Genomic DNA, 24,793 nt, shown 5'->3' with positions numbered 1-24,793 from the left:
ACAGGGCAAACGCGCGCCCCGTTGTGCGACGCAGTGACAAAGCAAGAATTCGGACGCGGGTGCTTCCGGAAATTAGCGCCAAAGTACCGGCGGCGCGGAAGTCTTATCGTGCTTTGGTGGGGGCGCCACCACCGCCGGACTGGCCGCCGGCCGAAGTCGCCGCTTGGGTCTCGCGCAGCAGGACCATGGTGATGCGGCGGTTGCGCGGGCTGTTGGGCTGATCGGCGACAAGCGGGTCGCGGTCGGCCTTGCCGACGACGTCCTGGATTCGCGTCGGGTCGATGCCACCGGCCAGCAGGGCGCGGCGGGTGGCGTTTGCCCGCTCGGTCGACAGATCCCAGTTGTCGCGGCCGGAGCCGGCGGGAAACGGAGAACTGTCGGTGTGGCCGCTGATCGACAGCTTGTTGGGCAGCTTGGACAGCGCCTTCGCCACCTGCTGCACCAGCTGGCGGGTCTGCGGGTACATCTGGCCGGAACCGCCGGGGAACATCGACACGCGGTCCTGATCGACGATCTGAATGCGCAGGCCCTCCGGGGTCTGGTCGATCATCAGGTTCTGCGCCAGAGGCTCCAGTTCGGGCACCGACTGGATGGCCTGCCGGATCTCGGTGGCGGCCTGCTGGAACTGGCGGGCCTCCTTGGCGGCACCCTGGAGGCTGTCCATCGCCTCCTTCACCCGCTCGCCGAAGTCGGACAGCTTCTCGCCGGGCTTCTGGCCGGGGATGCCCAACTGCTTGGCCATCTCCTCCATCCGCTTCTGGAACTCGGCGCGGGTTTCGTTCGGCTTCTGGTCGGCGACGTCGGCGTCGGGTGCCGCGCCGCTGGCCGGCTTTCCGGGACCGGTGCCCCGGCCGGGGCCGGAGGTCGATTCGGTCGGGTCGTCGGCATCCTCGGTCTGCTGCGCCGAATAGCCCGGCGGCCCGGACACCGGCACGTCCGCCGACATGGGCGAACTGGGGGAGACCTGGGCACCTGGCACGGTGATGGTCTTGCCGCCCAGCATGCCGCCGGAGCCGGACTGTTCGCGACTGACCGACACCGGCGAGAAATAGTCGGCGATGCCCTTGCGCTGGTCCGAAGTGGTGACGTTCAGCAGCCACAGCAGCAGGAAGAAGGCCATCATCGCGGTCACGAAGTCGGCATAGGCCACCTTCCACGCGCCACCATGGTGGCCGCCGTGCCCGCCCTTTTTCTTCTTGATGATGATCGGCCGCTCGTCGCCGCCGGAATTCCCGCTCATGCCCTGGCCGTGGCGAATGGTTCACAGCCCGAAGGCCGATTTCCCGTATGCGATTTCTGGGCGCGGCGCCGCGGTGAAAGCGGCGGCCGACCACTGCGGCAGAACCCTGACCGGGTTTCATTAAGATCCGTTTAACGACGTTATTGGGGCTGGGGAGACAGCGGTGATGCAACGGCGATGGGGTGGAGATGCGGCTTGCGCCGGGTGGCGTGCTGGATTAATTCCCGGTATTTCCTACCTTGTGTGTCACCTTCACCGCCACCGGAGGGCGTATGACCCACGCCGGCCCTCCTGCCAACCCTGCCCCATCCAGGCCCACACGACAGGACGTCATGATCACCGACCAGCCGATCGATCCCCTTGCGTTCCGTTCCGCCCTCGGCTGCTTCGCGACCGGGATCGCCGTCATCACGACCATCGCGCCCGACGGGCTGCCGCTGGGGGTCACGGTGAATTCCTTCTCGTCCGTGTCGCTCGACCCGCCACTGGTGCAGTTCTGCCTGGGCCGCGCCGCGATGTCCTTCGAGGCCTTCAAGCTCGCTCCGCATTTCGCGGTGAACATCCTGGCCGCCGATCAGGAGGAACTGTCCAACCGCTTCTCCCGCCGCGACCTGCAGGAGCGCTGGACCGGTCTGGAGACGACCGCCGGCCGCGGCGGCGTCCGCCTGCTGACCGGTTGCCTCGCCACGCTGGAATGCGACCGCGAGCATCTTCTGGACGGCGGCGACCATGTCATCGTGCTGGGCCGCGTCCGCAAGCTGACCTCGCGCGACAGCGGCGACCCGCTGCTGTATTTCCGCGGCCGCTACGCCCGCCTGGGCTGAGCGCGTTTCTCAACCGGCCGCGACCTACCCCGCCGCGCGGTGCAGATCGCGGCCGGTCAGGTGGATGTTGGCATCGGGGTCGAGCGCGCGGGCCATGATGCGCTGCTCGGCCGCCCGTTCGAACAGCGGCCGGTTCATGCAGACCTGCTGAACCGCCTCGTCCGGCTTGGGCGTGTGGCCGACGATGCCCTGCAAGGTGCGGCGGGTGACGAGGACCCGGCCCTGATATTCCCCGACCTGCACCGGGAACTCCACGGCGTCGGCCTCCTCGTTCCAGATGGGATCGTCAGGAAACAGGAAGATGGGCATCGGGTCCTCAATCGCCGTGAATCACTTCAGGACATAGGTGATATCATAGCCGCTGCGTTTGAAGCGCGTCTTCAGCAGTGTGCCGTCCGCCGCATACCAAAGATCGCGTTCCACATCGCCCTCGATGCGGTGATGGGCGGCCTCCAGCACCTTGCCGCCGGCTTCCACCGTCTCCGCCCCGACCTTGCGCGCCGCCACCTTATAGGGCGCCGCATCGATCACCGACAGCAACTCCCTGTGCTTCAGCACGTCCGGCGTCCACAGGGTCAGTGGCAGGGCGCTTGCCGAGGCCTGCTGGACCTTGCCGTCCACCGTCAGGCGGTAGCCGCCGGCATCGCGGGCCATTTCGATCTTGTGCGGCGTGCCGTCGTCGTCGGTGGTGGCGGTCATCGATTCGAGGATCCCGCCTTTCCACATCTCCTCCCGCTTGTGGTCGTAGCGGAAGTTGATGAACAGCACCTTCACCCGCGTGGTGGCGGTGACGGTGACCTTGGTGCGGTCGCCCTGCGGCTCGATCTTCACCTGCTCGCTGCCGATGGGGTCCTCGCCCATCAGGATTTGATAGGTCAGCGTGCGCGCCGCCCCTTGCGCGCAGGCAGAGCCCGGCAGGCCGGTCAGCAGGGTGGCCGCCATCAGGGCAGCCGACAGGGTGACGCAGTTCGTGCGCATCGTGATCATGTGCGTTTCCTCCCGGTTGGTCTGTCTGGCGGCTCTTCCGGCCGCTCAGTCGTCGAGCAGCTGAGCCAGCTTCATCGCGACGCCCATCGAGCCCTCGACCTTCAGCTTGCCCATGGTGAAGGCCAGCATCGGGTTCAGCTTGCCGTTGATGAGCTTTTGCAGGTTCTCCGGCGAGATGCGGATGGTGCAGTCGGCCTCGGCATCCTCGCGGCTGATGTTGATCGGGCTGGCACGGCCATCGACCCGGATCACCTCGCCCTCCTTGCCCAGCAGGAAGCGGACCGAGGCGTTGAGCGAGCGCAGATCGCCGCTGCGGCTGCGCAGTTCCTGCAGAATGTCGTCGACCATGAAAGCGTGCCCTCAGGATTGTTCGTAGGACTGGCCTTGACAGTAGGCGCGCATTACGTTTACGTCAACGTCATAACGAAAGCGTTTCAGACGCCCGCCGCCACGGTTGCCGCCTTTCGGTACAGGCTGCCAAGCGATCCGGAACGCGCCACCGCCAAGGGGAGCGAAACATGCCCGAGCCGCTTGCGCAGAGCGCCAACCCGTCCACCGCCGCCGTAAACGTTGCCGCCGATGATGCCGCCCATCCCTGGCTGACGCACTATCCGAGCGGGATCGCCTGGGACCAGCAGTTCACGCCGATGCCGCTGCACATGCTGTTCGAAGAGGCGGCCGGGCGCTATGCCGACCGTCCCTGCCTGGACTTCATGGGCCGCCGCTACAGCTATGCCGAGGTTCTGGATCTGGTGAACCGCGCCGCCCGCGGCTTCCAGGATCTGGGCGTCGGGCCGGGGGTGCGGGTGGGCTTGTGCCTGCCGAACTGCCCGACCTACGTCATCTCCTATTTCGCGGTGCTGAAGGCCGGCGGGACTGTCGTCAACTACAACCCGCTCTATGTCGAGCGGGAACTGGAGCACCAGATCACCGACTCGCAGACCGAGATCATGGTGACGCTGGACCTGAAGCAGATCTACCCGCGCGTCGCCGCGATGCTGGCGCGCACGCCGATGAAGCGCATCGTCGTCTGCCGCATGGCGACCATCCTGCCGGCGGTGAAGAAGGCGCTGTTCAGCGTGCTGAAGCGCAGCGAGCTTGCCGCCGTGCCGCGCGACGACCGCCATGTCGACTTCGGCAGCCTGCTGGCCAATGACGGCAAACTGCGCCCGGTGCGCATCGACGGGCTGCGCGACGTCGCCGTGCTGCAATACACCGGCGGCACCACCGGCGTGCCGAAGGGCGCGATGCTGACCCACCACAACCTGCTGTCCAACGCCCGGCAGGTGCAGGCCTGGTTCCCCACCGTGGCGCTGGGCCAGGAGCGCATGCTCGCTGTGCTGCCCTTCTTCCATGTCTTCGCCATGACGGTGGTGCTGAACATGGGGCTGGCCTGTGGTGCGGAACTGATCATGCTGCCGCGCTTCGAGACCGAACAGGTCCTGAAGACCATCGCCAAGCGCAAGCCGACGCTCGTCCCAGGCGTGCCCACCATGTACAAGGCGCTGCTGGGCCACCCGCAGGTCGCCCGCTATCCGATGACCTCGATCCGCTACTGCATCTCCGGCGGCGCGCCGCTGCCGATGGAGCTGAAGCGCCAGTTCGAGACGGCGACCGGCTGCGTGCTGATCGAAGGCTACGGCCTGTCGGAAGCCTCGCCCGTCTGCGCCGCCAACCCGCTGAGCGGCGTCAACAAGGAAGGGTCGATCGGCCTGCCGCTGCCAGGCATCTCCATCGAGATCCGCGACCTCGAGGACCCGACCCGCAAGCTCGGCATCGGCGAGAAGGGCCAGGTGGCGATTGCCGGCCCCAACGTGATGGCCGGCTATTGGGGCCGGGCGGAGGAAAGCGACCGCACCGTCATCGACGGCTTCCTGCTGACCGGCGATGTCGGAACGATGGATGAGGACGGCTACGTCTTCCTGCTCGACCGGTTGAAGGACCTGATCATCTGCAGCGGCTACAACGTCTATCCGCGCATGATCGAGGAGGCGATCTACCAGCACCCCGACGTGGTTGCCGCCTGTGTCATCGGCCTGCCCGACGATTACCGCGGGCAGACGCCGAAGGCCTTCGTGCAGTTGAAGCCGGGCGCCAGCATGACGGTGGAGGCGCTGCGCGATTTCCTGCGCGACAAGATCTCCCGCATCGAGATGCCGACGGCCATCGAGTTCCGCGAAGAGCTGCCGAAGACCGCCGTCGGCAAACTGTCGAAGAAGGAACTGATCGCCGAGGCCCGGCAGGCTCTAGCGAACGGGGGATGACCGGAAGCCATCGCCCTCACCCGGACGTAAAGGGAAGCCTTATCACGCGACGGCAGCTGTGCTACCAAACGGAAGGCGCATTGTGCCGAACACGAACAAAAGGTCTTCCCGGGGATGGAACAGCTTTACACGGTCAACCAGCTTGCGGAGGAACTGGGCATCACTCCGCGGGCCCTGCGTTTCTACGAGGTCAAGGGACTGCTGGCGCCCAACCGCGTCGGCAACAACCGGGTCTATACGAAGCGCGACCGCGCCAGGCTGAAGCTGATCCTGCGGGGCAAGCGCCTGGGCTTCTCGCTGGCGGAAATTCGTGAATATCTCGACCTCTACAACGTCAATGGCGGGGTCGAGCAGCAGAGGAACCTGCTGAAGCGCGTGCAGAAGCGGTTGAAGGACCTCGCCCAGCAGCGGGAAGATCTGGAAGCCACCGTGCAGGAACTGCGCGACATCGAAGAGCAGGTCAACAACACCCTGGCGGAGCAGAAGTCCGCCGCGAAGGACAGCTGACCGGTCGGACGCCCCCGGCGCTCCGGTCGGCCCTATGAGGGGGATCGGAGCATGATGGGACAGCAATGGCTGCGGGCAGCCTGCGATGCCCTCGGGGTGAAGGGCGGGAAAGGAGATGGGGCATGAACCTGATCTTCCGCCTGCTGACGGTTGCCGTCGCCGCCATCGTCGCCGCATGGCGCGGCCGCCGCGCCGGGCTGCTGGATCCGTCGGCGCTGCGGTTCCGGGTCTGGCCGACCGACCTCGACATCAACCTGCACATGACCAACGCGCGCTATTTCAGCGTGATGGATCTGGGCCGCACCGACCTGATGATCCGGGTCGGGCTGGGTCCGGCGATCCTGCGCAACCGTTGGCAGCCGGTGCTGGGCGGAGCGACCATCCGCTACCGCCGCTCGCTGCGGCCGTTCCAGCGCTTCACCCTGGTCAGCCGGGTTCTGTGCTGGGACGACAAATACATCTTCATCGAACACCGCATGGAAACACGCGGCGGGCTGGCGGCGTTGGCCGTCGTCCAGGGTGCATTCGTCGGCGCGACGGGCGTGGTCGCCCCGGCCGAGGTGCTGGCAGCACTCGGCACCACGGCTGCCTCCCCGCCGATCCCCGATGCGGTCGCGGCTTTGCGTGGACAGGCCCTGTCCGCAGTTGCCTGAGCCTTAACAAGAAACACCATCCGAGAGGAGACACTCCATCATGAAGGTGCTGGTGCCCGTTAAGCGAGTGGTCGACTACAACGTGAAGATCCGCGTCAAGGCGGATGGCAGCGGCGTCGAGACCGCCAGCGTGAAGATGAGCATGAACCCCTTCGACGAGATCGCCGTCGAAGAAGCCGTGCGCCTCAAGGAAGCCGGCAAGGCGACCGAGATCGTGGTGGTGTCCGTCGGCCCGACCCAGGCCCAGGAGACGCTGCGCACGGCGCTGGCCATGGGCGCCGACCGCGCCATCCTGGTGCAGACCGACGTGACGACCGAACCGCTGGCCGTCGCCAAGGTCCTCAAAGCGCTGGTCGAGAAGGAGGCCCCCGGCCTCGTCATCCTCGGCAAGCAGGCCATCGACGACGACTGCAACCAGACCGGTCAGATGCTGGCGGCGCTGCTCGGCTGGGGCCAGGGCACCTTCGCCTCGAAGATCGCCGCCGGTGACGGCACGGTCGCGGTGACCCGCGAGATCGACGGCGGGCTGGAGACGGTGAATCTCAAGCTGCCGGCGGTGGTCACCGCCGATTTGCGCCTGAACGAGCCGCGCTATGCCTCGCTGCCCAACATCATGAAGGCGAAGAAGAAGCCGCTGGAGACCGTCACGCCGGACAGCCTCGGCGTCGACGTGACGCCGCGGCTGAAGACGGTGAAGGTCGCCGAGCCGCCGAAGCGTCAGGCCGGCATCAAGGTGCCGGACGTCGCCACGCTGGTCGACAAGCTCAAGACCGAAGCCCGCGTGATCTGAGGGGAATGAACTGACCATGGCCAACATTCTCGTCATCGCCGACCACGACGGCGCCTCGCTGAAGCCCGCCACGCTGAACGCCGTCACCGCCGCCGGCAAAATCGGGGGCGATGTCCATATCCTGGTCGCCGGCAAGGGCGCGCAGGCTGCTGCCGATGCCGCCTCGAAGGTGGCCGGCGTCGCCAAGGTGCTGCTGGCCGACGATGCCGCCTACGAGCATCAGCTGCCGGAAGACGTCGCCCCGCTGGTGGTGTCCATCACCAAGGGCGGCTACGGCCATGTCCTGGCCGGTGCCACCTCGGTCGGCAAGAACCTCCTGCCGCGCGTCGCGGCCCTGCTGGACGTCGCCGCCATCTCCGACATCACCGCCGTGGTCTCCGCCGACACGTTCGAGCGGCCGATCTACGCCGGCAACGCGATTGCCACCGTGCAGTCGGCCGATGCGGTGAAGGTGATCACCGTCCGCACCACCGCCTTCGAGACCGCAGCATCCGAAGGCGGTTCGGCCGCCGTCGAGGCCGTGTCGGGCGCCGGTGCCGCCGGGCTGTCGAGCTTCGTCTCGGCCGAGCTGACCAAGTCGGAGCGTCCGGAACTCACATCCGCCCGCGTGGTGGTGTCGGGCGGGCGCGGCATGCAGTCGGGCGAGAACTTCCCGCTGCTGGAGGCCCTGGCCGACAAGCTGGGTGCCGCGGTCGGTGCGTCGCGCGCCGCTGTGGACGCGGGGTTCGTGCCGAACGACTATCAGGTCGGGCAAACCGGCAAGATCGTGGCGCCGGAGCTGTACATCGCCGTCGGCATCTCGGGTGCGATCCAGCATCTGGCCGGCATGAAGGACAGCAAGGTCATCGTCGCGATCAACAAGGATGAGGAAGCGCCCATCTTCCAGGTCGCCGATTACGGCCTCGTCGCGGACCTCTTCAAGGCCGTGCCGGAGCTCCAGCAGGCGCTCTGACCGAAGGGCCGGGCCTTCCGCTCGGGAGGCCCGGCCGCTTCGCGCTTGCCGCGGCGGGCCGGCTGTTCTATCGCTGGCGGCACAGAAACCCGACAGCGGCAGGACGCCATGAGCATCGACGGCATCACCGGACTGGACCATCTGGTCATCGCGACCCGCGATCTGGACGCGGCGCGCGACGCCTACGCCCGGCTTGGCTTCACCGTGACGCCGCGCGGCCACCACACCCAGCTGAAGTCCGCCAACCATACCATCCTGTTCCCGACCGGCACCTATCTTGAGTTGCTCGGCATCGAGGAGCAGCGGCCGGTCAACGCCCATTACTCCGCTTTTCTGCGTCAGCGCGAGGGCATCGCCGCCATCGCGCTGAAGACGCCGGATGCCCGCGCAGCCGTCGGGCCGCTGACCGCCGCCGGCTTCCCGGTTTCGGAGCCCGTCGATTTCGGCCGGCCGGTGGAGTTGCCGGGCGGCAGCCGCGACGCGACTTTCACCATCACCCAGATCGACCCGGCATCCACCCCGGCCGGCCGCGTCTTCCTGTGCCAGCATCACACGCCCGATCTGGTCTGGCGTCCCGACCAACTGGAGCATGCCAACAGCGCCACCGGGCTGGAAGCACTGGTCATCGCCGCCGCCGATCCCGATGCGGTCGCCGCGACCTATGCCACACTGCTGGGCGGCACCGTCACCGACCGCGGCTCCGCCCGCGTGGTGGTGCCGGCCGGGTCCGGTGACGGTCAGGTGCCTGTGCTGGTCGCCACGCCCGACCGCCTGCATTGGGCCTGGACCGCCGATCCCGCCTTCGCCGCGGCCACCCTGCCCTTCTTCGCCGGCTTCGTCGTGCGCGTCGCCGATCCGGTGAAGGCCCAGCAGGCATTGCAGAAAAGCAAGTTCCCGACCGTGGTCGGAGAAGGCGTGATGCGGGTCGGATCGGGCAGCGCCTGCGGCGCCATGATCGCCTTCGCCCAGGACTTCGACCTCGACAGCCTGATACCCTGAAATTCGCGATGATTTGCGCCGAATTGGGCATAGGTCCCGCTGAATTGCTTGTGTAGTGTCCACCGACAGTTGCGCCCGTGGATCGGGCGCGGACTGTGGAGATACACATGATGACAGCGGGTCAGGCGATGGACGTGACGGGGGCTCCGGGGCAGGAGACCGGTTCCGTACCGGCGCCGCCCGCCCCATCCTCCGCATCATCCTCCGTGCCCCCGCTTTTCGATGCGTTGCCCGTCGCCGCCCTGCTCCGCGAGCCCGACGGGCGGCTGCGCGGCAATCGCCGCTTTCTCGACCGCTACGGCAGCGCCGACACCTTCACCGCCGACCTTTCCGATGCCGTCGCCGGTACCGAACGGGAAGTCACCATCCAGTCAGCAACCGGCGAGCCCCGCGACCTGCTGGTCCGCGTCGGCGGTCCGCCCTGGATCGCGACGGTGGAGGATGTCACCGAGCAGCGCCGCACCACCCGCGGGCTGGAGCTGGCGACCGAGAATCTCGAAGAGGCCTATCACACCGCCAAGCTCGGTTACTGGGAATATGGCATCCAATCCGGCGAACTGGTGCTGAGCGACGCCGGGCTGGCGGTGCTGGGTCATGAGCGAGATCGCTTCGCCGGGGGGTTCGATGGCCTGCTGGGCATCCTGCACCCCGATGACCGGCCGCGCTTCGGCAACATGCTGGAAAGCGTGGTCGGCAACCCCCAGCGCGTCTATGTCGAATACCGCGTCCACGACCGTGACAGACGGGTCCGTTATGTCACCGCCTCCTGCGCACCGCGGCTGGATGCGCAGCAGCGGCTGACCCACGTGTTCGGCGTGCTGATGGACAGCACCGAGCGGGCGGAGGCCGCGGCCCAGCTCGAGGCCGCCAAACAGCGGCTGGAGGAGGCTTACCGCACCGGCCATCTCGGCTATTGGGAGTATGGCATCCACAGCGGCACGCTGGTGTGGAACCGCGAGGCCTTCGGCATCTACGGCCAGGATCCGGATCGGTTCGAGCCGACCTTCGACAATCTGCTGGGCCTCCTGCACCCCGATGACCGCATGTCCTTCGGCAACATGCTGGAAAGCGTGATCGGCAACTCCCGCCGCGTCTATGTCGAATACCGGGTGATCGATCCGGCGGGAGAGGTCCGTTACGTTTCCTCCTCCTGCGCGCCGCGCTTCGATCTGGATGGGCGCCTGACCCACCTGTTCGGCGTCATGCTGGACACCACCGAGCGGGCGCGGGCCGCCGATGCCCTGCGTGCGGCCAAGGACCGGGTGGAGCAGGCCTATCGCGAGTTGCAGGCCGCCCAGGACAGTCTGGTCCAGACCGAAAAGATGGCGTCACTCGGCCAGCTCGTCGCCGGCGTGGCGCACGAGGTGAACGGGCCGGTCGGCGTGGCGCTGACCACCGCCTCCCACCTGCTGAGCCGGGCGGAGGACGTGAAGCGCCAGTTCGCCGCCAACGCCCTGACCCGCTCGGCCCTGGCCGGTTTCCTGGAGGTGGCGCAGGAGGCCGGGCAACTGCTGGTCGGCAACACCGAACGCATCGCCGCGCTGGTTCACATGTTCAAGCAGGTGGCGGCCGACCAGACCGGCGACGAGCGCCGCACCTTCTACCTGCGCGAATACACCGAAGATGTGCTGCTGAGCCTGCACACCCAGATCGGCTCCTCAGGCCACCGGGTGGAACTGGCCTGTCCGGAGGCGCTGCAACTGGAAAGCTTCCCCGGCGCCTTCGCCCGCGTGCTGACCCATCTGGTGCGCAATTCACTGACGCATGCCTTCCGGCCGGAGCAGAGCGGCCGGATCACCATCGACATCCATGCCGACGGCGACGACTGGATCGAGGTGGTTCACAACGACGATGGGCAAGGAATCCTGGAGGCCGATCTGCCCCGGATCTTCGACCCCTTCTTCACCACCGCGCGCCATGCCGGCTGCGTCGGGCTGGGTCTGCACATCGCCTACAATCTGGCGACACAGACGCTCGGCGGCCAGTTGAGTGTCCGCAACAACCCCGGCCACGGCGCCGTCTTCACCCTGCGGGTGCCGCGGCAGGCACCGGTTCTCGGTTGATCCCGGCCGCCACCCGCCGCCGGTCAGGCGACGGTCTGGCGTTCGTGCAGCAGCGGTTCCAGCGCCTCGGCCACCGCGCGGCGCAGGTCGGCGGCGATCACCGGCTTGTGCATCACGCGGAAGTTGCCGGCCTCCGCCTCCTGCGCGCGGGCGGGGGCGGTGTCGCCGGTGACGAGGATGCCCGGCAGGATGCGGCCCAAGGCCAGCCGCACCTCACGGATGGCCTCCGTTCCGGTGCGGCCGTCGCGCAGGCGGTAATCGGCGACGATCAGGTCGGGAGCCGGCCCGCGGTTGGCGAGGTCCAGGGCCTCGGCGCAGGATTCGGCGGCCATGACGCCATAGCCCCACTCTGCCAGCATGGCCCGTAGCCCTTCACGGACGATCGTGTCGTCCTCGATCACCAGCACCGTGGTGGCGAAGGCCGGACGGGGAGAACACGGAGCGGGCGCCGGTTTCACCGCCGGGGGATCGGCAACGGGAAGCTCGACCGCAAAGACCGAGCCTTCGCCGGGTGTCGACCGCACCGTCACCTGATGGCCCAGCATGACCGACAGCCGCCGCACCACCGCCAACCCGAGGCCAAGTCCCTGGTCGCGGTTGCGGCTGGCGTTGCCGACCTGGACGAACTCCTGGAAGATGTCCTCCTGCTGGTCGGCGGGAATGCCGATGCCGGTGTCCCACACCTCGATGCGCAGCATGTGGCCGCGGCGACGGCAGCCGATCAGGATGCGCCCCCTGTCGGTATAGCGCAGGGCGTTTTCCACCAGATTCTGCAGGATGCGGCCGAGCAGCATCGGGTCGCTGCGCACATGGGCGCTGCTCGGCACGATGTGCAGGAGCAGTCCCTTCTGGACGGCGACCGGCCGGCTGTTGGCGGCGACGCGGTCCATCACCTCCGCCAGCGCAAAGACCTCGACCTCCGGCACCACCGCACCCGCTTCCAGCCGGGAGACATCCAGCAGCCCGTCGAGCAGCATCTTCAAGGCGCCGAGCGCCCGCTCCATCGTGCCCAGGACATTGCGGGTCATGGGGTCGCTGACACGGCTCGACAGCACCTCCATCAGCAGCATCAGCGACTGTACCGGCTGGCGCAGATCATGGCTGGCGGCGGCCAGGAACTTGGACTTGGCGACATTCGCCCGGTCGGCCTCCCGCCTCGCATCGGTCAGCGCCGCCTGGGCACGCTTGTGTTCGGAGATGTCGCGGACGGTGGCGATCAGACTGACCAGCCGGTTGTCGTGATCGCGGACCGGCGACGCGCTCAGTTCCAGGCAGCGCGACCCTTTCGGGTCCGCCCCCTCCTCATCGGGGTCGGACCGGGTCAGCTCCACGCGCGCATCGCGTCCGACGACGATGGCGTCGCGCAGGGGCTGCAAGGCTGCACGGTCCCTGGTCGCCCGCTCCAGCGCGGTCAGGGCGCCGCTGCCCATCAGGGCGGAAATCGGCGCACCCAGCAGCTGTTCGAGCGCCGGATTGACATAGACGATTGGCATGCCCGGCTGGGTGGCGTCGGCGATCATGATGCCGTCGTTGCTCCAGGCCAGCGCCCTGTTGCGCACCCGCAGCGCCCGGTCGGTGTGCCGGCGCCATTGCAGCTCGACGATGAAGGCGATGACGAACAGCAGGATCACCACCGTGGTGGCGACCGCCCAGCCGATGTAGAGGCGGGCATTGTCGCGCCAGGGACCGAACACCGTCTCCACCGATTCGCCGACGATGGCGACCACCGGATAGTCGGGCGCCGACCGGAAGGCGGTGATCCGCTCCACCCCGTCGACCGGACTGATCATGCGGATGTGGCCGACGGGATGCTGCCTGATCGCCTGCCACAGTTCGTTGTTGGTGGTTCCCCGCCCCGTAACGCTGCTGGCCCCTGCGTTGCGGGCGATGATGACGCCGTCGGTCCGCAGCAGCGTCGCCGCCCCGTCGGCGGGCAAACCGAGCACGCGGTAATAGCGGGCGAAGGATTCGACCGGAATGTCGGCGACCGCGATCCCCGCGAAGGTGCCGTCGGCATTCTCCAGCCGGCGCGAAACCGGGATCAGCAGATCCTGCGTTTCGGACGATGCGTAGGGCATGCCGATCACCAGCCCGCGCGGCGCGGCGTCACGGGCGATGCGGAATTCGTCGCGGTCGGTGACGGCACCCTGGAAGGTGGCCCGCCCCCCGCCCATGGTCAGCAGGCCCAAGGAATCATAGACGCGAACCCCGACCACCAGACCTTCTTCGAAGGCCCGACGGGAATCCAGGCGCATGGAGCGGTTGCGCTCGGTGTTGGCGATCAGGTCCAGCAGCAGGTCGTCGACGCGGCGGAAGGTGGAAACCGCATGCTCCTCCACCAGACGGGCGACGACGGCGGTCTTCTCATGGGCGGTCAGGTCGAGCAGACGCTCTTCCCGATGGAGGCGGTCGAGCAGAATCCACCACAGGGCGGCGATGGCCAGCGCGACCGCCAGGGCGGGCAGGACCAAGCGCCCGCCGAAACCTGAAAAAAGCCAGAGCGCCCGCTTCACGTATACCCCGAACGCAGTGGATCGTCCGCCGGCCGTGTCCATCGCCAGGAAAGCGGACGCCCGCGGCAGGCGGACGCAAGCATGCCGCAACGCAGATGCCGACGCAACGCCGTAACCGGCAAGGTGGCACCGGCGGACAGTTGCTCCACCCATGCAGACCACCGCTCCGGTCCTCTCATCCACAGCGTTCCGAGAGATGCTCCGGCGCACGGGACCGCAGGGTCGCAGGATGGGCCGCGGGCGGGTGGAGGGCGGGCGGCGGCATCGACCGCGCCGAAAAGCCGGCTTTGCCGCGCTGCCGCAGCCGGCTATACCGCCGCGATGAGCTTCGCACGCGCCATCGCCACCGTCGGCGGACTGACCCTGCTGAGCCGGCTCGCCGGCTTCGCACGCGATATTTTGACCGCGGCGGTCCTGGGCGCCGGCCCGGTGGCCGACGCCTTCTTCGTCGCGCTGAAGCTGCCCAACCTGTTCCGCCGGCTGTTCGCGGAGGGCGCCTTCGGCGTCGCCTTCGTCCCGCTGTTCGCCGCCGAGCTTCAGACCCGCGGACGCAGCGCCGCCATCCGTTTCGCGGAGGAGGCGCTGGCGATGCTGCTGGCGATGCTGCTGCCTTTCACGCTGGCAGCCATCGTCGCCATGCCCTGGCTGATGCACGGCCTCGCCCCCGGCTTCGTCGACGAACCGGCCAAGTTCGCCCTGGCGGTGGATATGGCACGGCTGACCTTTCCCTATCTGGCGCTGATCTCGCTGGTGGCGCTGCTGGGCGGCGTGCTGAACGCGCTCGACCGTTTCGGGCCGTTCGCGGCGGCGCCCATCGCCTTCAACCTGACGCTGGTCGCCGCTCTGCTGATCGCCCCGCGGCTGGGGCTGGAACCCGGCACCGCCATGGCGGCGGCGGTGACGCTGTCGGGGGTGGTTCAGGTCGCCTGGATGGCCTGGGCCTGCGCCAAGGCGGGAGTGGTGTTGACGCTGCGACCGCCGCGGATGACGGAGGGGATGCGGCGGCTGTTCCGGCTGATCGGACCGGGTGCCATCGGTGCCGGGGTCATGCAGATCAACCTGTTCCTGAACATCGTGCTTGCGTCGCTGCTGCCGTCGGGCGCGGTGTCCTTCCTCTATTATGCCGACCGGTTGAACCAGATGCCGCTGGGCGTCATCGGCATCGCCATCGGCACCGCCCTTCTGCCGGTGCTGGCCCGCCATGTCGCCGCCGGGGACGAGCGGATGGTCCGCCATTACCTGAGCCGCGCGCTGGAGTTCAGCCTGCTGCTCGGCCTGCCGGCGGCGGTCGCGCTCGGCGTGGCGGGGACGCCCATCGTCGCCGTGCTGTTCCAACGCGGCGCCTTCGGTCCGGAGGAGGCGCACGCCACCGCGATGGCGCTCGCCGCCTACGCCATCGGCATCCCGGCCTATGTGATCGTGAAGTCGCTGAACGCCGCCTTCTTTGCCCGCCACGACACGGTGACCCCGGTGCGCGTCGCCGTCATCGTGACGGTGGCGACCGCCCTGCTGGCGCTGCTGCTGATGCCCTGGCTGGGCCATGTCGGCATCGCGCTGTCCACCGGACTGACGGCCTGGCTGGATGTCGGGTTGCTGATCGCGGCGATGCGCAAGCGCGGCCTGTTCGACCTGGACGACCGGCTGAAGCGCCGCGCTCCCCGGATCGCGACGGCGGCGGCCGGCATGGGGGCCGCACTTCTGGCTGGCGGGCATGTGCTGACGCCCTGGCTGGACGCGCCCTCCACCGCAGTGCGGTTCCTGGCGCTGGGCTTGCTTGTCGCCGGTGGCGCCGCAGTTTTCGGCGCGCTGGCGACGCTGCTGGGCGGGGCAAAATTGGGAGACGTCAAAGGAATGCTGTCGAAGCCGGCGCAATCCGGCAAAGAGCAGATCGGCTGAATCACGACCATCGGAAGCGGCGCCACTTCCGATGCCTGTTGATCGGCTTTGATTTTCTCGGATTACTTCAGGGGCAGATACACATCGGTCAGAAGATCATGTTCCGCTGTCTCCCCGATGAAGTTCAGATAATGGAAATAAACCGGGAAATCGCGAAGCTCCTCGCCGCTTTCCGGCAGCCATCGGCCATACAGAAACCTCACCACCTCGCCGATCTGCTCATGCGAACCCCGGTGCCTGACCACGGCGCAACGACCGCCGGGGATGAGTTTCTTCACAACCCCTTGCGGGTTTTCCGGCACCTCGCCATTGATCTCTCCGCAGATGTCGAACCGGAAGTCGGCCGGCTCGGTGGTTTCCGGGTTGTCGAACGCGACGCCGAAGGTCCGGCACCGGTCGCGCGGCGACAGGCCGCTGGTTTTGCGCCAGTCAATGAAGATGCGAACCGAGTCATTCACGTCTTCGATCGGTCCCCGATGACAGTAGGCCGCCACCTGGACAGGCGCGAAGTCGACGATTGAAACATCCATGGTCCTGATCCTTTTCCTTTTGATATGACGATAACGGTCGTGCCATTGCCGCCATTCCGGAGTTTTCCTGAACGTGGACGGGGTCTGGCCGAACGTCTTCCTGAAAGCGCGGGAGAAAGACTCCGGTGTCTCGAAGCCGGCATCCAGCGCTATGTCGATGACCTTGTCGGCCGGATAGAAGGCCAGCCGGAACGACGCCCGCTTCAACCGCGCAAGCTGGATGTATTTCCCGACGCTGATGTCAAAATGAGCCGAGAAGAGACGGTGAAAGTGGAACTTCGAGAGACAGGCGACATCGCTCAGTCTGTCGAGCGACAGGTCTCCCTCCAGATTCTGGTCGATATAGTCGAACAGCCTGGAAAACCTATCATCGTATTCCTGCCTGCTCATCGTCTGTCCGGCCTGCACGGTTGATGGGAGAGACCATAAGCCGGCGGTTCGGCGGCCGTCCTGGCACATCTTGCTGAATATCGGCTGCGGTTTCGGATCGGCGGGACGCGTGGATTACGGAGAAAAGATTGCGGTGCTACCCCTCTTGACGGCGGTCATAGGCAGTCGTACAAGCGGATCAACGTGGTGATTTGGTCGACCGGCTTGCGGGCCACGTAAAACAACCCGCTAAAAAGGTCCGAGCCGCGTCCGCGCCTCGACCCGATCGGTCGGGGCGTTTTTTGTTTGCGGCCGGCCTTGCCCCACCGGCGATCATCAGGGGAGAGTCGCGGAATGTCGCGCACCGATCATCGCAATCCGAACGTCGCGGGGCTGCGCCCCCGCTCCAAGCTGGTCCATGGCGGCATCCGCCGCTCGCAGTTCGACGAAACCTGCGAGGCGCTGTACCAGACCTCCGGCTTCGTCTACGGCTCGGCGGAAGAGGCGGAGAACGCCTTCGCCAACGACGGCGCGCGCCACGTCTATTCCCGCTTCCGCAACCCGACCTCGGCGATGTTCGAGGACCGGCTGGCCGAATATGAGGGGGCGGAATGGGCCTATGCCACCTCCAGCGGCATGGCCGCGGTGCATGGCGCCCTTATGAGCGGCCTGCGCACCGGCGACCGGGTGGTGGCGCCACGGGCGCTCTTCATCTCCTGCTACTGGATCCTGAAGGAGCTGTGTAGCCGCTACGGCATCGAAACCGTGTTCGTCGACGGCACCAATCTGGCCGAGTGGGGAGAGGCGCTGTCCAAGCCGGCCAAGGCGGTCTTCCTGGAAACCCCGTCCAACCCCGGGCTCGAGGTCGTCGATCTCCAGGCCGTCTGCGATCTCGCCCATAAGGCGGGTGCGGTGGTCGTGGTCGACAATGCCTTCGCCACGCCGGTGCTCCAGCGTCCGTTCGACTTCGGCGCCGACGTCATCATCTATTCGGCGACCAAGCACATCGATGGCCAGGGCCGCTGCCTGGGCGGTGTTATCCTCGCCAAGGACAAGAAATACGCCTCGGAGGTCATCCATCCCTTCCTGCGCAACACCGGACCGACCATCTCCCCCTTCAATTCCTGGCTGCTGCTGAAGGGAATGGAGACGCTGGAGCTGCGCGTACAGGCCCAGTCGGCGGCCGGGCTCCAGGTCGCGGAGTTCCTGGAAAGCCATCCGAAGGTCGCCCAGGTGCTCTACCCGCTGCTGCCCAGCCATCCGCAATACGATCTGGTGCGCAAGCAGATGACCGGTGGCGGCAACATGCTGTCGGTCTTCCTCAAGGGCGGCAAGACCGAGGCGTTCAACACGCTGAACGGCCTGCGCATGGTGATGATCTCCAACAATCTGGGCGATTCGAAGAGCTTGGTCACCCACCCCGCCACCACCACCCATTGCAAGCTGACGGACGAGGAGAAGGCCGCCGCCCGGATCGAACCCGGCCTGCTGCGCCTGTCCGTTGGTCTAGAGGATCCCCAGGACATCATGGAAGATCTCGACCGCGCGCTCGCCGAGGCGTAAAGATCGTGCCGGAACTTATGCTGCAGTGCAGCGTTGACCCTGCAGTCAGGTTCCGGCAACGATTTCTAAGAGAGAGGCGACGCCCATGTCACGAGAGAATGCCGGCAACGGCCACCCCACCGACAGGCTGATGGCGGTGGCAGGCCAGATCACCAAGACCGGCCTTCGCGGTGGTGAAATGGGCGTCGCTGCGGCGCAGACCATCGGCTATCGCACCGCGATGATGACCGCGGCGCTGTCGAACCCCATCGACTTCGCCAATCCGGAATTCATCCGCATGGGTGCGGAGAAGGTGGAAGCGGCGGTGGAGGCCTTCCACGCCGTCGCCACCGGCATCGGCGAGTTCGGGCAGGCCTGGATCACCATGATCACCAAGCAGACCCAGGCAGCCGCCACCACCATCGGCGGGCTCGCCAGCTGCAAGAACCCGGTGGAGATCATTGATGTCCAGCAGCGCCTGCTGGCGGATGTCGTCGATGCCGGCATCCATGCCAACCTGCGCCTGATCGAGGCGACGGCCTCCCTCGCCGCCGCCGGCATGAACCCCGCCTACCGTAAGGTGCGCGCCAACGCCCGCCGCCTTGCCCGCGAACAGGCCTGACCGATCAAACCACGTCCGCGGGAGCAAGGCGGCAGCAGCTGCCGTCATGCTCCACCTGGATGGTGGCGTGGCCGATGCCGAAGCGCTCCTTCAGCACCGTCGATATGTCCAGCAGCAGCGCGTCGTCCTGATCCATACCGGGACGGACGAGATGGGCGGTCAGGGCGGTTTCGGTCGTGCTGATCGGCCATATGTGCAGGTCATGCACGGCGGTGACGCCGGGCAGTCCGGCCAGATAGCGCTCCACCCCCGTCCGGTCGACGCCGTCCGGCACCGCGCCCATCGCCAAGCGTACAGACGCTTGCAGCAATCCCCAGGTGCCGGCGACGATGACCAGGGCGATGAGGATGCTGGTCACCGGATCCAGCCATAGCCAGCCGGTGAAGCGGATTAGCAGCGCCGCCACCACCACGCCCAGCGACACCGCCGCGTCGGCCGCCATGTGCAGATAGGCGCCGCGGAGGTTGATGTCGTGCTTCTGCCCGCCCATGAACAGCCAGGCGGTCCAGCCATTGATGACGATGCCGACCGCCGCAACCACCATCACCGTCGTTTCCCCGACCGGTTCCGGATCGGCGAGGCGGTTGACCGCCTCCAGCAGGATGGCGCCGACGGCGATCAGCAGGATCATGGCATTCAGCAGTGACGCCAGGATCGAGGCATTGCCGAAGCCGTAAGTATAGCGTCCCTGCGGAATTCGCCGCCCGAGCCACACCGCTCCCCAGGCCAGGAGCAGTCCCATCACGTCGCTGAGATTGTGCCCGGCGTCGGCGATCAGGGCGGTGGAGTTGGCGATCAGCCCATAGACCGCTTCCACCACCACGAAGCCGATGTTCAGCAGCGCCCCCAGAGCGAAGGAGCGGTCGTAACGCACCGGCCCGTGATGGTGTTGGTGTCCGGCATGGCCGTGATCGGAATGATCGTGGTCGAGTTGGGTGGAACCGCCGTGGGAATGGCCGTGCGGCATGGTGGTGGGTCTCGCCATCGGATTGTGCGTCGCAGCGCACCGGAGTCTGGGCGCTCATGGGCCCTTGGACAAGCCCGACATTGGAGGGCACGGCCCCCTTGCACGGGATGGCGCAGCGCGCCTCTTGCACCGATCCGTCGCGGCGCCTAGCTTCGCGCGGTCACTCACGATCAACAGTGAACGAAGGAAATGGTCATGAAGGCGCGCGTCACCTGGGTGGACGGCAAGATGTTCGTCGGCGAATCCGGCAGCGGCCATGCCGTGGTGATGGATGGCGCCGTGGAAGCCGGTGGCCGCAACGCCGGCATCCGGCCGATGGAAATGCTGCTGATCGGCATGGGCGGCTGCACCTGCTTCGACGTGGTGATGATCCTGGAGAAGGGTCGCCAGCAGATCACCGATTGCGTCGCCGCCATCGAGGCGGAGCGGGCGGACACCGATCCGAAGGTCTTCACCAAGATCCACGTCCATTTCACCGTGACCGGCCGCAAGCTGGACCCGGCCAAGGTCGAGCGCGCCATCGCCCTGTCGGCGGAAAAATACTGCTCGGCCTCCATCATGCTGGGCCAGACCGCGACCATCACCCACGACTTCGAAGTGGTCGAGGCGCCGTAACGGGGTGGCTCCATAGCTTTTCAGTTGCATCCATACGCATGACTCGCGAAGGATCGGACACCCGCTCCGAACTTTCGCGATCATCGCGTGCGCCTCTTCGTCATTGCTTCCCTTCTCTCGATGCTCACCTCCCCCGCTTTCGCCGGAGAGGCAAGGGTCAGCTTGTCCGACTGGGGCGGGATCGGGCTGTTGCAGATGCCGAACGCCCGGATGGCGCCCGACGGGTCGATGAGCGGCGGGCTGACCGCGCTCGGCGACCTGCACCGCCATTACACGATCTCGGCCCAGCCGCTGCGCTGGCTGGAGGTCACCGGGCGCAACAGCGCCTATCCCGGCTATTACGGGCTCAGCGAACCCGGCTTCGACCTGAAGCTCCGCCTGCGGCGGGAGGACGAGCATGGGCCGGCAATCGTGGTCGGCGGACGCGACGTCACCGGCTCGGGGCTGGATCTGCCGGGCAAGGGCCGCTTCGCCGGCGAATACATCGCCCTGTCACGCCGCTGGTGGGATGTGGACTTGACGCTGGGCATGGGATGGGGAACGCTGGGAGAAGCCGGCCAACTGCGCAATCCGCTGCACTTCCTCGGCGGCCGGTTCCGCCGCGACCGCGATCCCTCCGCTTGGCCGACCACCCGCGGCCCAAAGGCATGGTTCAGCGGCGAGCGGGTGGCGCTGTTCGGCGGTGCGGAGTGGCACCTGCCGGTCGACGGCCTGAGCCTGAAACTGGAATCCTCCGGCGACCGTTTCCGCGCCCAGCGGCAGGATGAGCCGGGCTTCGATCCCGGCAGCCGCTACAGCCTGGGCCTGTCCTGGCGCCCCACCTCCTGGGCCGATCTGGGCGCAGCCTACGAGCAGGGACGCCGGTTGATGCTGCGGCTGTCGGTCCGCTTCGATCCGGCGGTGGATGCCGACAAGCCCGACCGCCCTCCCCCGACCATCGGCCCGCGCCCATCCGCCGGATCGGCCTTGTCCGCCGATGCCATCGCCCTGGTGGCCCGCAGCCGGGGCCTGCCCGTCCGCTCTGCCAGGATCGAGGGGGAATTGGCGACCCTGTGGCTCGACCCCGCCGGGGGCGGGCGGATGCCGGTGGCGCGCGAGGTCGGCGATGCCGCCCGCCTGCTCGCCGACCTCGCTCCGCCCGAAGTCGAGCGGCTCTGCATCGTCACCGGCGCCGCAGGCCTCGACGCGGCGGCCGTGACCCTGCTCCGCCGCGACCTGGAACGGGCCGCAAGCCATCGCGGCAGCGCCGAGGAGATCTGGCAAACCATGCAACTCGCCCCGGCAGCCGAACCGCCGCCCGATTGGCGCCCCTCCCTCGATCTCTCAACCCGGCTCGTCGCCACCTTCGATCTGACGGAGTTGGGAACCCCATTGGCCCAACGCACCCACACGGACGTGATGCTGCGGGCGGAACCGATGCGCGGGCTGGTGCTGGGCGGCGGGCTGCGCATCAACGCGCCGAGCGATCTGGAACTGCTGGATACCAATGCCCTGCCGGCGGCACAGCCCGTGCGCAGCGATCTGCCCCGCTATGCCAACCGTCGGCTGTCCCTCGACCATGCCTATGGGGCATGGCTCACCCGTCCGGCGGATGGGCTGACCACCCGGCTGTCCGCCGGCCATCTGGAGGAGATGTATGGCGGCATCGGTGCCGAGGCGCTGGTACAGCCGCTCGCCGCCCGCTGGGCGCTGGGCCTCGACCTCAACCATGTGTGGAAGCGGCGGCCGGACAGTCTGGTCGGCTTCGACCGCACCGATACCCGCGGCACCGGCCATGCCAGTGTCTATTGGGAATCGCCGGGGGCCGACACCACGACCGCGCTTCGGCTCGGCCGCTATCTCGGCGGCGACTGGGGCGGCACGGTGGAGGTGATGCGCCGCTTCGACGGCGGCATCGGCCTGACCGCCCATGCCACTTGGACCGAAGGGCCGGACGGTGCGCAAAGCCGGTTCGGCGGGAGGATGGACTGGGGACTGGCTCTTGTGGTGCCTATCGCCGCATCGGGCTGGCTGCCGGTCGGCGGCACGGTGGAGACGGCGGTGCGCACGCTCGGCCGCGATGCCGGACAGCGTTTGCAACAACCGCTTCCGCTCTACGATCTCCGTGTGCCGGGAGGCGTCGGCCGCCTCACCGGCACATGGTCGCGGCTGCTCAACTGAATCAATGGACCGGCTTGCTGCCCGGCGTGACGACGGGAGCGGCGGCCGGCGTCGTCGAGGAGTGGTGCGGGTCGAGCACCACCGTCGTCCACTGCCCCTGCGGAGTCATGGCGTTGGCGACATAGCGGTCGCCTTCCTTGCGGAAGTCGCGCACCGAGACATAGCCGGCGGCGCTGAGTTGGTTCAGCAGCATCGTCTGTTGCAGTTCGATCGGCTTCTGCCCCCGGCCGCGGCGCCCGGCAAGATCGGAGGAAGGGCCTCCAGCGGAGCCGGTCATACCGGACAGATCGCTGCCGGTGCTGCCGGAATGGTTCTGGCTCGAATAGGTGGAATAGCCTTGCGAATAGGTCTGCTGCGCCATCGCCGCCGGAACCATCGCGACTGAGGCGGCCATTGCCGCCAGGATCAATCCGGTCTTCATCGGGTCCTCGCTCGTTGTCGTCCCCCATGGCCGGCGGATGCCGGACCTCTCAGGAAACGGAAACGCGCAGACAGCCCCGTTGTTGCATAAATGCCAGTCCGCACCAGCCCTGCGGTGCTCCGATACTGCGGCCGATCACGAACAGGGAACATCACGCCCACGGCGTTGTTCTGATCTTCGAATGCCGCCGCACCGGCTGTGCTTACCGTCACCCCGCCCCGACTTGCTTACCCAAGCAGAGGCCAGGAGATGGAGACGACGGGACGGCGGATGCGGCCACGACTTGTCTCATGCGTGACGCCGGCAGTCCTTGGTGACTATTCGGCCGAGCGAGGGAGGGTATGATGCTCTATTGGGCTCTCGTTTTCTTCGTCATCGCGCTGATCGCCGGCGCGCTCGGGTTTGGTGGAATTGCGTCGGCCAGCTCCGGCATCGCGCAGATCCTGTTCTTCCTGTTCCTGGTCCTGTTCGCCATCAGCCTGATCATGGGCTTGGTCCGGCGACGCTAGGCAGGCTGCCAAACCGGCCGGCCTAAGGTTCCGGCGGGACGGAACCTCCTTCGGGCCGGCCGGTTGATCGGGGTGTCTCCTGAGGCTGCAAGACTCTCTCTCCTCCAGAGATGCCGTCGGTGGCCGGTATGCCCTGACGGCATTTCGATAATCCCCGCCTCCGGCGGCGTCCGTGCGGGCGCCGCCGTTCTTTTTTGTCTGCCGTCTTCCGTCCGCGGCCGGACGCGACGGACGCACATGGAAACGGGGCGCCCGGCCACCGGGCGCCCCGCGGAAATCAGCATTTGCCGGCACTCGGCGAACACGCGCCCGCTACGATCAGGCGTCTGCGTCGTCCGACGGGCTTTCCCCTTCCATCAGCAGGCGGAGGGCGCGGCGGCCGCGCGACAGGCGCGACTTCACCGTACCGATGGAAATGCCCAGGATGTCGGCCGCCTCGTTGTAGGAAATCCCTTCCAGCCCGATCAGCAGAACCACCTCGCGCTGCTCGTTCGGCAGCAGGGCCAGCGCCCGGCGGAGATCGCGCAGTTCCATCCGCACGAACTGCGATCCGGGAGCGGCACCGATGGCGGCCTGCGCCTCGGCGTCGATATCGACGACCGGCTGACGGCGGCGCACACCGTTGATGTGCAGGTTGCGCAGGATGGTGAACAGCCAGGCCCGCAGGTTGGTACCGGGACGCCACAGATGCAGGCGCGACAGGGCGCGTTCAAGGCATTCCTGCACCAGATCGTCGGCCAGGGTGGCGTCACGCACCATTGCGCGGGCGAAGCGGCGCAGGCGTGGGATTTCCTCTTCGATCTGGCGGATCACCGCCGGGTCGGGCGGTGCGTTGGGATCGGGGCGGAAGTCGTCCTCCGCAGCGGCCTGGACAACCGTGTCGGCGGCGTCGGCAAGATCGGCATCGGTATCGACATCGGCCGGGGCTTCGTCGATTTCGGTGCTGGCTTCGGCCATCCTGGCCTCCGCATGGGCAGTCAAATGGGTCTCCATCCCGGCATCGGCGGTGTCTTGGTCAAGATACGTCGGCAGGCGGTCCGAACGGGTCCGGCCAACGGCCTCGGCGCCGAAGGGCACCGGCTCGACCGGGGTGCGCTGTCGGTGGCTCAAGGTGGTCGCGACGTGGTTCGCCATCGGTGAAACGATGCCTCCTTCAATGCCGTTCGCCACGGCGGCTCTCCGCGTCTTGGTGCGGATGGCTTTGCCGGGGCCTCCGGCGCGACGGCCCCGGACAATGGAGAGTCTCCGTCGTCCGGGGCCGTCGAATTCGCAGCCGATTATCTGGCCCGATCCGTACTTAATGAGCGCACAAAGGAGCTGCCAGTTGGGAAAAAGGCTAGTGGGTCATACAATGGAGACAATTAACCCCT

23 protein-coding genes and 1 riboswitch are annotated in these 24,793 nt (G+C 67.3%); of the genes, 14 read left to right on the top strand and 9 right to left on the bottom strand.

Annotated elements, in window-relative coordinates:
- Nucleotides 1-103: 103 nt before the first annotated feature.
- Nucleotides 104-1,240 carry a flagellar motor protein MotB gene (locus ABNQ40_RS22535; RefSeq protein WP_109047524.1) on the bottom strand — a complete coding sequence of 379 codons (1,137 nt, stop codon included), beginning with the start codon at nt 1,238-1,240 and terminating at the stop codon, nt 104-106.
- Nucleotides 1,241-1,572: 332 nt separating this feature from the next.
- Between ABNQ40_RS22535 and ABNQ40_RS22530 the strand changes: the two genes are divergently transcribed.
- Nucleotides 1,573-2,064: a flavin reductase family protein gene (locus ABNQ40_RS22530; protein WP_109047523.1), complete on the top strand. Its 492-nt coding sequence runs from the start codon at nt 1,573-1,575 to the stop codon at nt 2,062-2,064.
- A gap of 24 nt (nt 2,065-2,088) precedes the next feature.
- Here the strand turns inward: ABNQ40_RS22530 and ABNQ40_RS22525 are convergent, their stop codons facing one another.
- Genes ABNQ40_RS22525 through ABNQ40_RS22515 form a run of 3 tightly spaced genes read right to left on the bottom strand, consistent with a single transcriptional unit; the run spans nt 2,089 to nt 3,399 of the window.
- Nucleotides 2,089-2,373, bottom strand: a complete 285-nt coding sequence (locus tag ABNQ40_RS22525) for a DUF1488 domain-containing protein (RefSeq protein ID WP_109047522.1) — start codon at nt 2,371-2,373, stop codon at nt 2,089-2,091.
- A 21-nt stretch (nt 2,374-2,394) separates the two neighbouring features.
- On the bottom strand, nt 2,395-3,051 hold the full coding sequence (locus tag ABNQ40_RS22520) for a DUF6134 family protein (protein ID WP_109047521.1): 657 nt from the start codon (nt 3,049-3,051) through the stop codon (nt 2,395-2,397).
- A gap of 45 nt (nt 3,052-3,096) precedes the next feature.
- Entirely contained in the window at nt 3,097-3,399 is a 303-nt protein-coding gene (locus tag ABNQ40_RS22515) for an SCP2 sterol-binding domain-containing protein (protein ID WP_109047520.1), read from the bottom strand.
- A 170-nt stretch (nt 3,400-3,569) separates the two neighbouring features.
- On the opposite strand from ABNQ40_RS22515, the gene ABNQ40_RS22510 reads away from it, so the two are divergent.
- From ABNQ40_RS22510 to ABNQ40_RS22480, 7 genes are all read left to right on the top strand, one after another.
- Nucleotides 3,570-5,315, top strand: coding sequence for a long-chain fatty acid--CoA ligase (locus ABNQ40_RS22510; protein ID WP_109047519.1), 1,746 nt, complete (start codon nt 3,570-3,572; stop codon nt 5,313-5,315).
- A 114-nt stretch (nt 5,316-5,429) separates the two neighbouring features.
- A complete protein-coding gene (locus ABNQ40_RS22505; RefSeq protein ID WP_109047518.1) occupies nt 5,430-5,822 on the top strand; it encodes a MerR family DNA-binding transcriptional regulator in 393 nt (130 codons plus the stop codon).
- Nucleotides 5,823-5,944: 122 nt separating this feature from the next.
- Nucleotides 5,945-6,475 carry a thioesterase family protein gene (locus ABNQ40_RS22500; protein WP_109047517.1) on the top strand — a complete coding sequence of 177 codons (531 nt, stop codon included), beginning with the start codon at nt 5,945-5,947 and terminating at the stop codon, nt 6,473-6,475.
- Between the two features lie 40 nt (nt 6,476-6,515).
- Nucleotides 6,516-7,265 (top strand): electron transfer flavoprotein subunit beta/FixA family protein, encoded by a 750-nt coding sequence (locus ABNQ40_RS22495; RefSeq protein ID WP_391348956.1) that lies wholly within the window; start codon nt 6,516-6,518, stop codon nt 7,263-7,265.
- 16 nt (nt 7,266-7,281) lie between these two features.
- Complete coding sequence (locus tag ABNQ40_RS22490) at nt 7,282-8,217, top strand: electron transfer flavoprotein subunit alpha/FixB family protein (RefSeq protein WP_391348954.1); 936 nt, start codon at nt 7,282-7,284, stop codon at nt 8,215-8,217.
- Between the two features lie 108 nt (nt 8,218-8,325).
- Nucleotides 8,326-9,216: a VOC family protein gene (locus tag ABNQ40_RS22485; protein ID WP_109048281.1), complete on the top strand. Its 891-nt coding sequence runs from the start codon at nt 8,326-8,328 to the stop codon at nt 9,214-9,216.
- A gap of 107 nt (nt 9,217-9,323) precedes the next feature.
- A complete protein-coding gene (locus tag ABNQ40_RS22480) occupies nt 9,324-11,279 on the top strand; it encodes a PAS domain-containing protein (protein ID WP_247879597.1) in 1,956 nt (651 codons plus the stop codon).
- A gap of 23 nt (nt 11,280-11,302) precedes the next feature.
- Here the strand turns inward: ABNQ40_RS22480 and ABNQ40_RS22475 are convergent, their stop codons facing one another.
- Nucleotides 11,303-13,750 carry an ATP-binding protein gene (locus ABNQ40_RS22475; RefSeq protein ID WP_247879598.1) on the bottom strand — a complete coding sequence of 816 codons (2,448 nt, stop codon included), beginning with the start codon at nt 13,748-13,750 and terminating at the stop codon, nt 11,303-11,305.
- Nucleotides 13,751-14,113: 363 nt separating this feature from the next.
- Between ABNQ40_RS22475 and murJ the strand changes: the two genes are divergently transcribed.
- The gene (murJ, locus tag ABNQ40_RS22470) at nt 14,114-15,688 is read left to right on the top strand and encodes a murein biosynthesis integral membrane protein MurJ (protein WP_109048283.1); all 1,575 of its coding nucleotides are present in this window, start codon (nt 14,114-14,116) and stop codon (nt 15,686-15,688) included.
- 62 nt (nt 15,689-15,750) lie between these two features.
- Here murJ and ABNQ40_RS22465 read toward each other — a convergent pair whose 3' ends face one another.
- The gene (locus ABNQ40_RS22465) at nt 15,751-16,608 is read right to left on the bottom strand and encodes a GyrI-like domain-containing protein (protein WP_109048284.1); all 858 of its coding nucleotides are present in this window, start codon (nt 16,606-16,608) and stop codon (nt 15,751-15,753) included.
- Nucleotides 16,609-16,781: 173 nt separating this feature from the next.
- Nucleotides 16,782-16,861: riboswitch (SAM riboswitch) on the top strand.
- An 80-nt stretch (nt 16,862-16,941) separates the two neighbouring features.
- Here ABNQ40_RS22465 and metZ point away from each other — a divergent pair.
- Nucleotides 16,942-18,150, top strand: coding sequence for an O-succinylhomoserine sulfhydrylase (metZ, locus tag ABNQ40_RS22460; protein WP_109048285.1), 1,209 nt, complete (start codon nt 16,942-16,944; stop codon nt 18,148-18,150).
- A gap of 85 nt (nt 18,151-18,235) precedes the next feature.
- A complete protein-coding gene (locus ABNQ40_RS22455) occupies nt 18,236-18,751 on the top strand; it encodes a phasin family protein (protein WP_109048286.1) in 516 nt (171 codons plus the stop codon).
- A 4-nt stretch (nt 18,752-18,755) separates the two neighbouring features.
- Here the strand turns inward: ABNQ40_RS22455 and ABNQ40_RS22450 are convergent, their stop codons facing one another.
- Nucleotides 18,756-19,736, bottom strand: coding sequence for a cation diffusion facilitator family transporter (locus tag ABNQ40_RS22450; RefSeq protein WP_247879599.1), 981 nt, complete (start codon nt 19,734-19,736; stop codon nt 18,756-18,758).
- 177 nt (nt 19,737-19,913) lie between these two features.
- Between ABNQ40_RS22450 and ABNQ40_RS22445 the strand changes: the two genes are divergently transcribed.
- Both ABNQ40_RS22445 and ABNQ40_RS22440 read left to right on the top strand, forming a co-directional pair.
- Nucleotides 19,914-20,333 carry an OsmC family protein gene (locus tag ABNQ40_RS22445; RefSeq protein ID WP_098741061.1) on the top strand — a complete coding sequence of 140 codons (420 nt, stop codon included), beginning with the start codon at nt 19,914-19,916 and terminating at the stop codon, nt 20,331-20,333.
- 162 nt (nt 20,334-20,495) lie between these two features.
- On the top strand, nt 20,496-22,493 hold the full coding sequence (locus ABNQ40_RS22440; protein WP_247879600.1) for a YjbH domain-containing protein: 1,998 nt from the start codon (nt 20,496-20,498) through the stop codon (nt 22,491-22,493).
- Between the two features lies 1 nt (nt 22,494).
- Here ABNQ40_RS22440 and ABNQ40_RS22435 read toward each other — a convergent pair whose 3' ends face one another.
- On the bottom strand, nt 22,495-22,914 hold the full coding sequence (locus ABNQ40_RS22435) for a hypothetical protein (protein ID WP_109048288.1): 420 nt from the start codon (nt 22,912-22,914) through the stop codon (nt 22,495-22,497).
- 344 nt (nt 22,915-23,258) lie between these two features.
- Here ABNQ40_RS22435 and ABNQ40_RS22430 point away from each other — a divergent pair, with 344 nt between their 5' ends.
- Nucleotides 23,259-23,423 carry a DUF1328 domain-containing protein gene (locus tag ABNQ40_RS22430; RefSeq protein ID WP_042689062.1) on the top strand — a complete coding sequence of 55 codons (165 nt, stop codon included), beginning with the start codon at nt 23,259-23,261 and terminating at the stop codon, nt 23,421-23,423.
- Nucleotides 23,424-23,741: 318 nt separating this feature from the next.
- Here ABNQ40_RS22430 and ABNQ40_RS22425 read toward each other — a convergent pair whose 3' ends face one another.
- On the bottom strand, nt 23,742-24,557 hold the full coding sequence (locus ABNQ40_RS22425; protein WP_247879601.1) for a sigma-70 family RNA polymerase sigma factor: 816 nt from the start codon (nt 24,555-24,557) through the stop codon (nt 23,742-23,744).
- Nucleotides 24,558-24,793: the final 236 nt, after the last annotated feature.

The organism is Azospirillum sp. A23 (assembly GCF_042938965.1).
GTDB classification, from domain to species: Bacteria; Pseudomonadota; Alphaproteobacteria; order Azospirillales; family Azospirillaceae; genus Azospirillum; species Azospirillum melinis.
The sequence above is the reverse complement of the archived record's forward strand: the minus strand, read 5'-3'. Positions and strand labels throughout refer to the sequence as shown.

Excerpts from the sequence above, each read along its gene's own strand:
- ABNQ40_RS22535 (WP_109047524.1), bottom strand. The coding sequence starts at position 1,240 with ATGAGCGGGAATTCCGGCGGCGACGAGCGGCCGATCATCATCAAGAAG.
- ABNQ40_RS22530 (WP_109047523.1), top strand. The coding sequence starts at position 1,573 with ATGATCACCGACCAGCCGATCGATCCCCTTGCGTTCCGTTCCGCCCTC.
- ABNQ40_RS22525 (WP_109047522.1), bottom strand. The coding sequence starts at position 2,373 with ATGCCCATCTTCCTGTTTCCTGACGATCCCATCTGGAACGAGGAGGCC.
- ABNQ40_RS22520 (WP_109047521.1), bottom strand. The coding sequence starts at position 3,051 with ATGATCACGATGCGCACGAACTGCGTCACCCTGTCGGCTGCCCTGATG.
- ABNQ40_RS22515 (WP_109047520.1), bottom strand. The coding sequence starts at position 3,399 with ATGGTCGACGACATTCTGCAGGAACTGCGCAGCCGCAGCGGCGATCTG.
- ABNQ40_RS22510 (WP_109047519.1), top strand. The coding sequence starts at position 3,570 with ATGCCCGAGCCGCTTGCGCAGAGCGCCAACCCGTCCACCGCCGCCGTA.
- ABNQ40_RS22505 (WP_109047518.1), top strand. The coding sequence starts at position 5,430 with ATGGAACAGCTTTACACGGTCAACCAGCTTGCGGAGGAACTGGGCATC.
- ABNQ40_RS22500 (WP_109047517.1), top strand. The coding sequence starts at position 5,945 with ATGAACCTGATCTTCCGCCTGCTGACGGTTGCCGTCGCCGCCATCGTC.
- ABNQ40_RS22495 (WP_391348956.1), top strand. The coding sequence starts at position 6,516 with ATGAAGGTGCTGGTGCCCGTTAAGCGAGTGGTCGACTACAACGTGAAG.
- ABNQ40_RS22490 (WP_391348954.1), top strand. The coding sequence starts at position 7,282 with ATGGCCAACATTCTCGTCATCGCCGACCACGACGGCGCCTCGCTGAAG.
- ABNQ40_RS22485 (WP_109048281.1), top strand. The coding sequence starts at position 8,326 with ATGAGCATCGACGGCATCACCGGACTGGACCATCTGGTCATCGCGACC.
- ABNQ40_RS22480 (WP_247879597.1), top strand. The coding sequence starts at position 9,324 with ATGATGACAGCGGGTCAGGCGATGGACGTGACGGGGGCTCCGGGGCAG.
- murJ (WP_109048283.1), top strand. The coding sequence starts at position 14,114 with ATGAGCTTCGCACGCGCCATCGCCACCGTCGGCGGACTGACCCTGCTG.
- ABNQ40_RS22465 (WP_109048284.1), bottom strand. The coding sequence starts at position 16,608 with ATGAGCAGGCAGGAATACGATGATAGGTTTTCCAGGCTGTTCGACTAT.
- metZ (WP_109048285.1), top strand. The coding sequence starts at position 16,942 with ATGTCGCGCACCGATCATCGCAATCCGAACGTCGCGGGGCTGCGCCCC.
- ABNQ40_RS22455 (WP_109048286.1), top strand. The coding sequence starts at position 18,236 with ATGTCACGAGAGAATGCCGGCAACGGCCACCCCACCGACAGGCTGATG.
- ABNQ40_RS22450 (WP_247879599.1), bottom strand. The coding sequence starts at position 19,736 with ATGGCGAGACCCACCACCATGCCGCACGGCCATTCCCACGGCGGTTCC.
- ABNQ40_RS22445 (WP_098741061.1), top strand. The coding sequence starts at position 19,914 with ATGAAGGCGCGCGTCACCTGGGTGGACGGCAAGATGTTCGTCGGCGAA.
- ABNQ40_RS22435 (WP_109048288.1), bottom strand. The coding sequence starts at position 22,914 with ATGAAGACCGGATTGATCCTGGCGGCAATGGCCGCCTCAGTCGCGATG.
- ABNQ40_RS22430 (WP_042689062.1), top strand. The coding sequence starts at position 23,259 with ATGCTCTATTGGGCTCTCGTTTTCTTCGTCATCGCGCTGATCGCCGGC.
- ABNQ40_RS22425 (WP_247879601.1), bottom strand. The coding sequence starts at position 24,557 with ATGGCGAACCACGTCGCGACCACCTTGAGCCACCGACAGCGCACCCCG.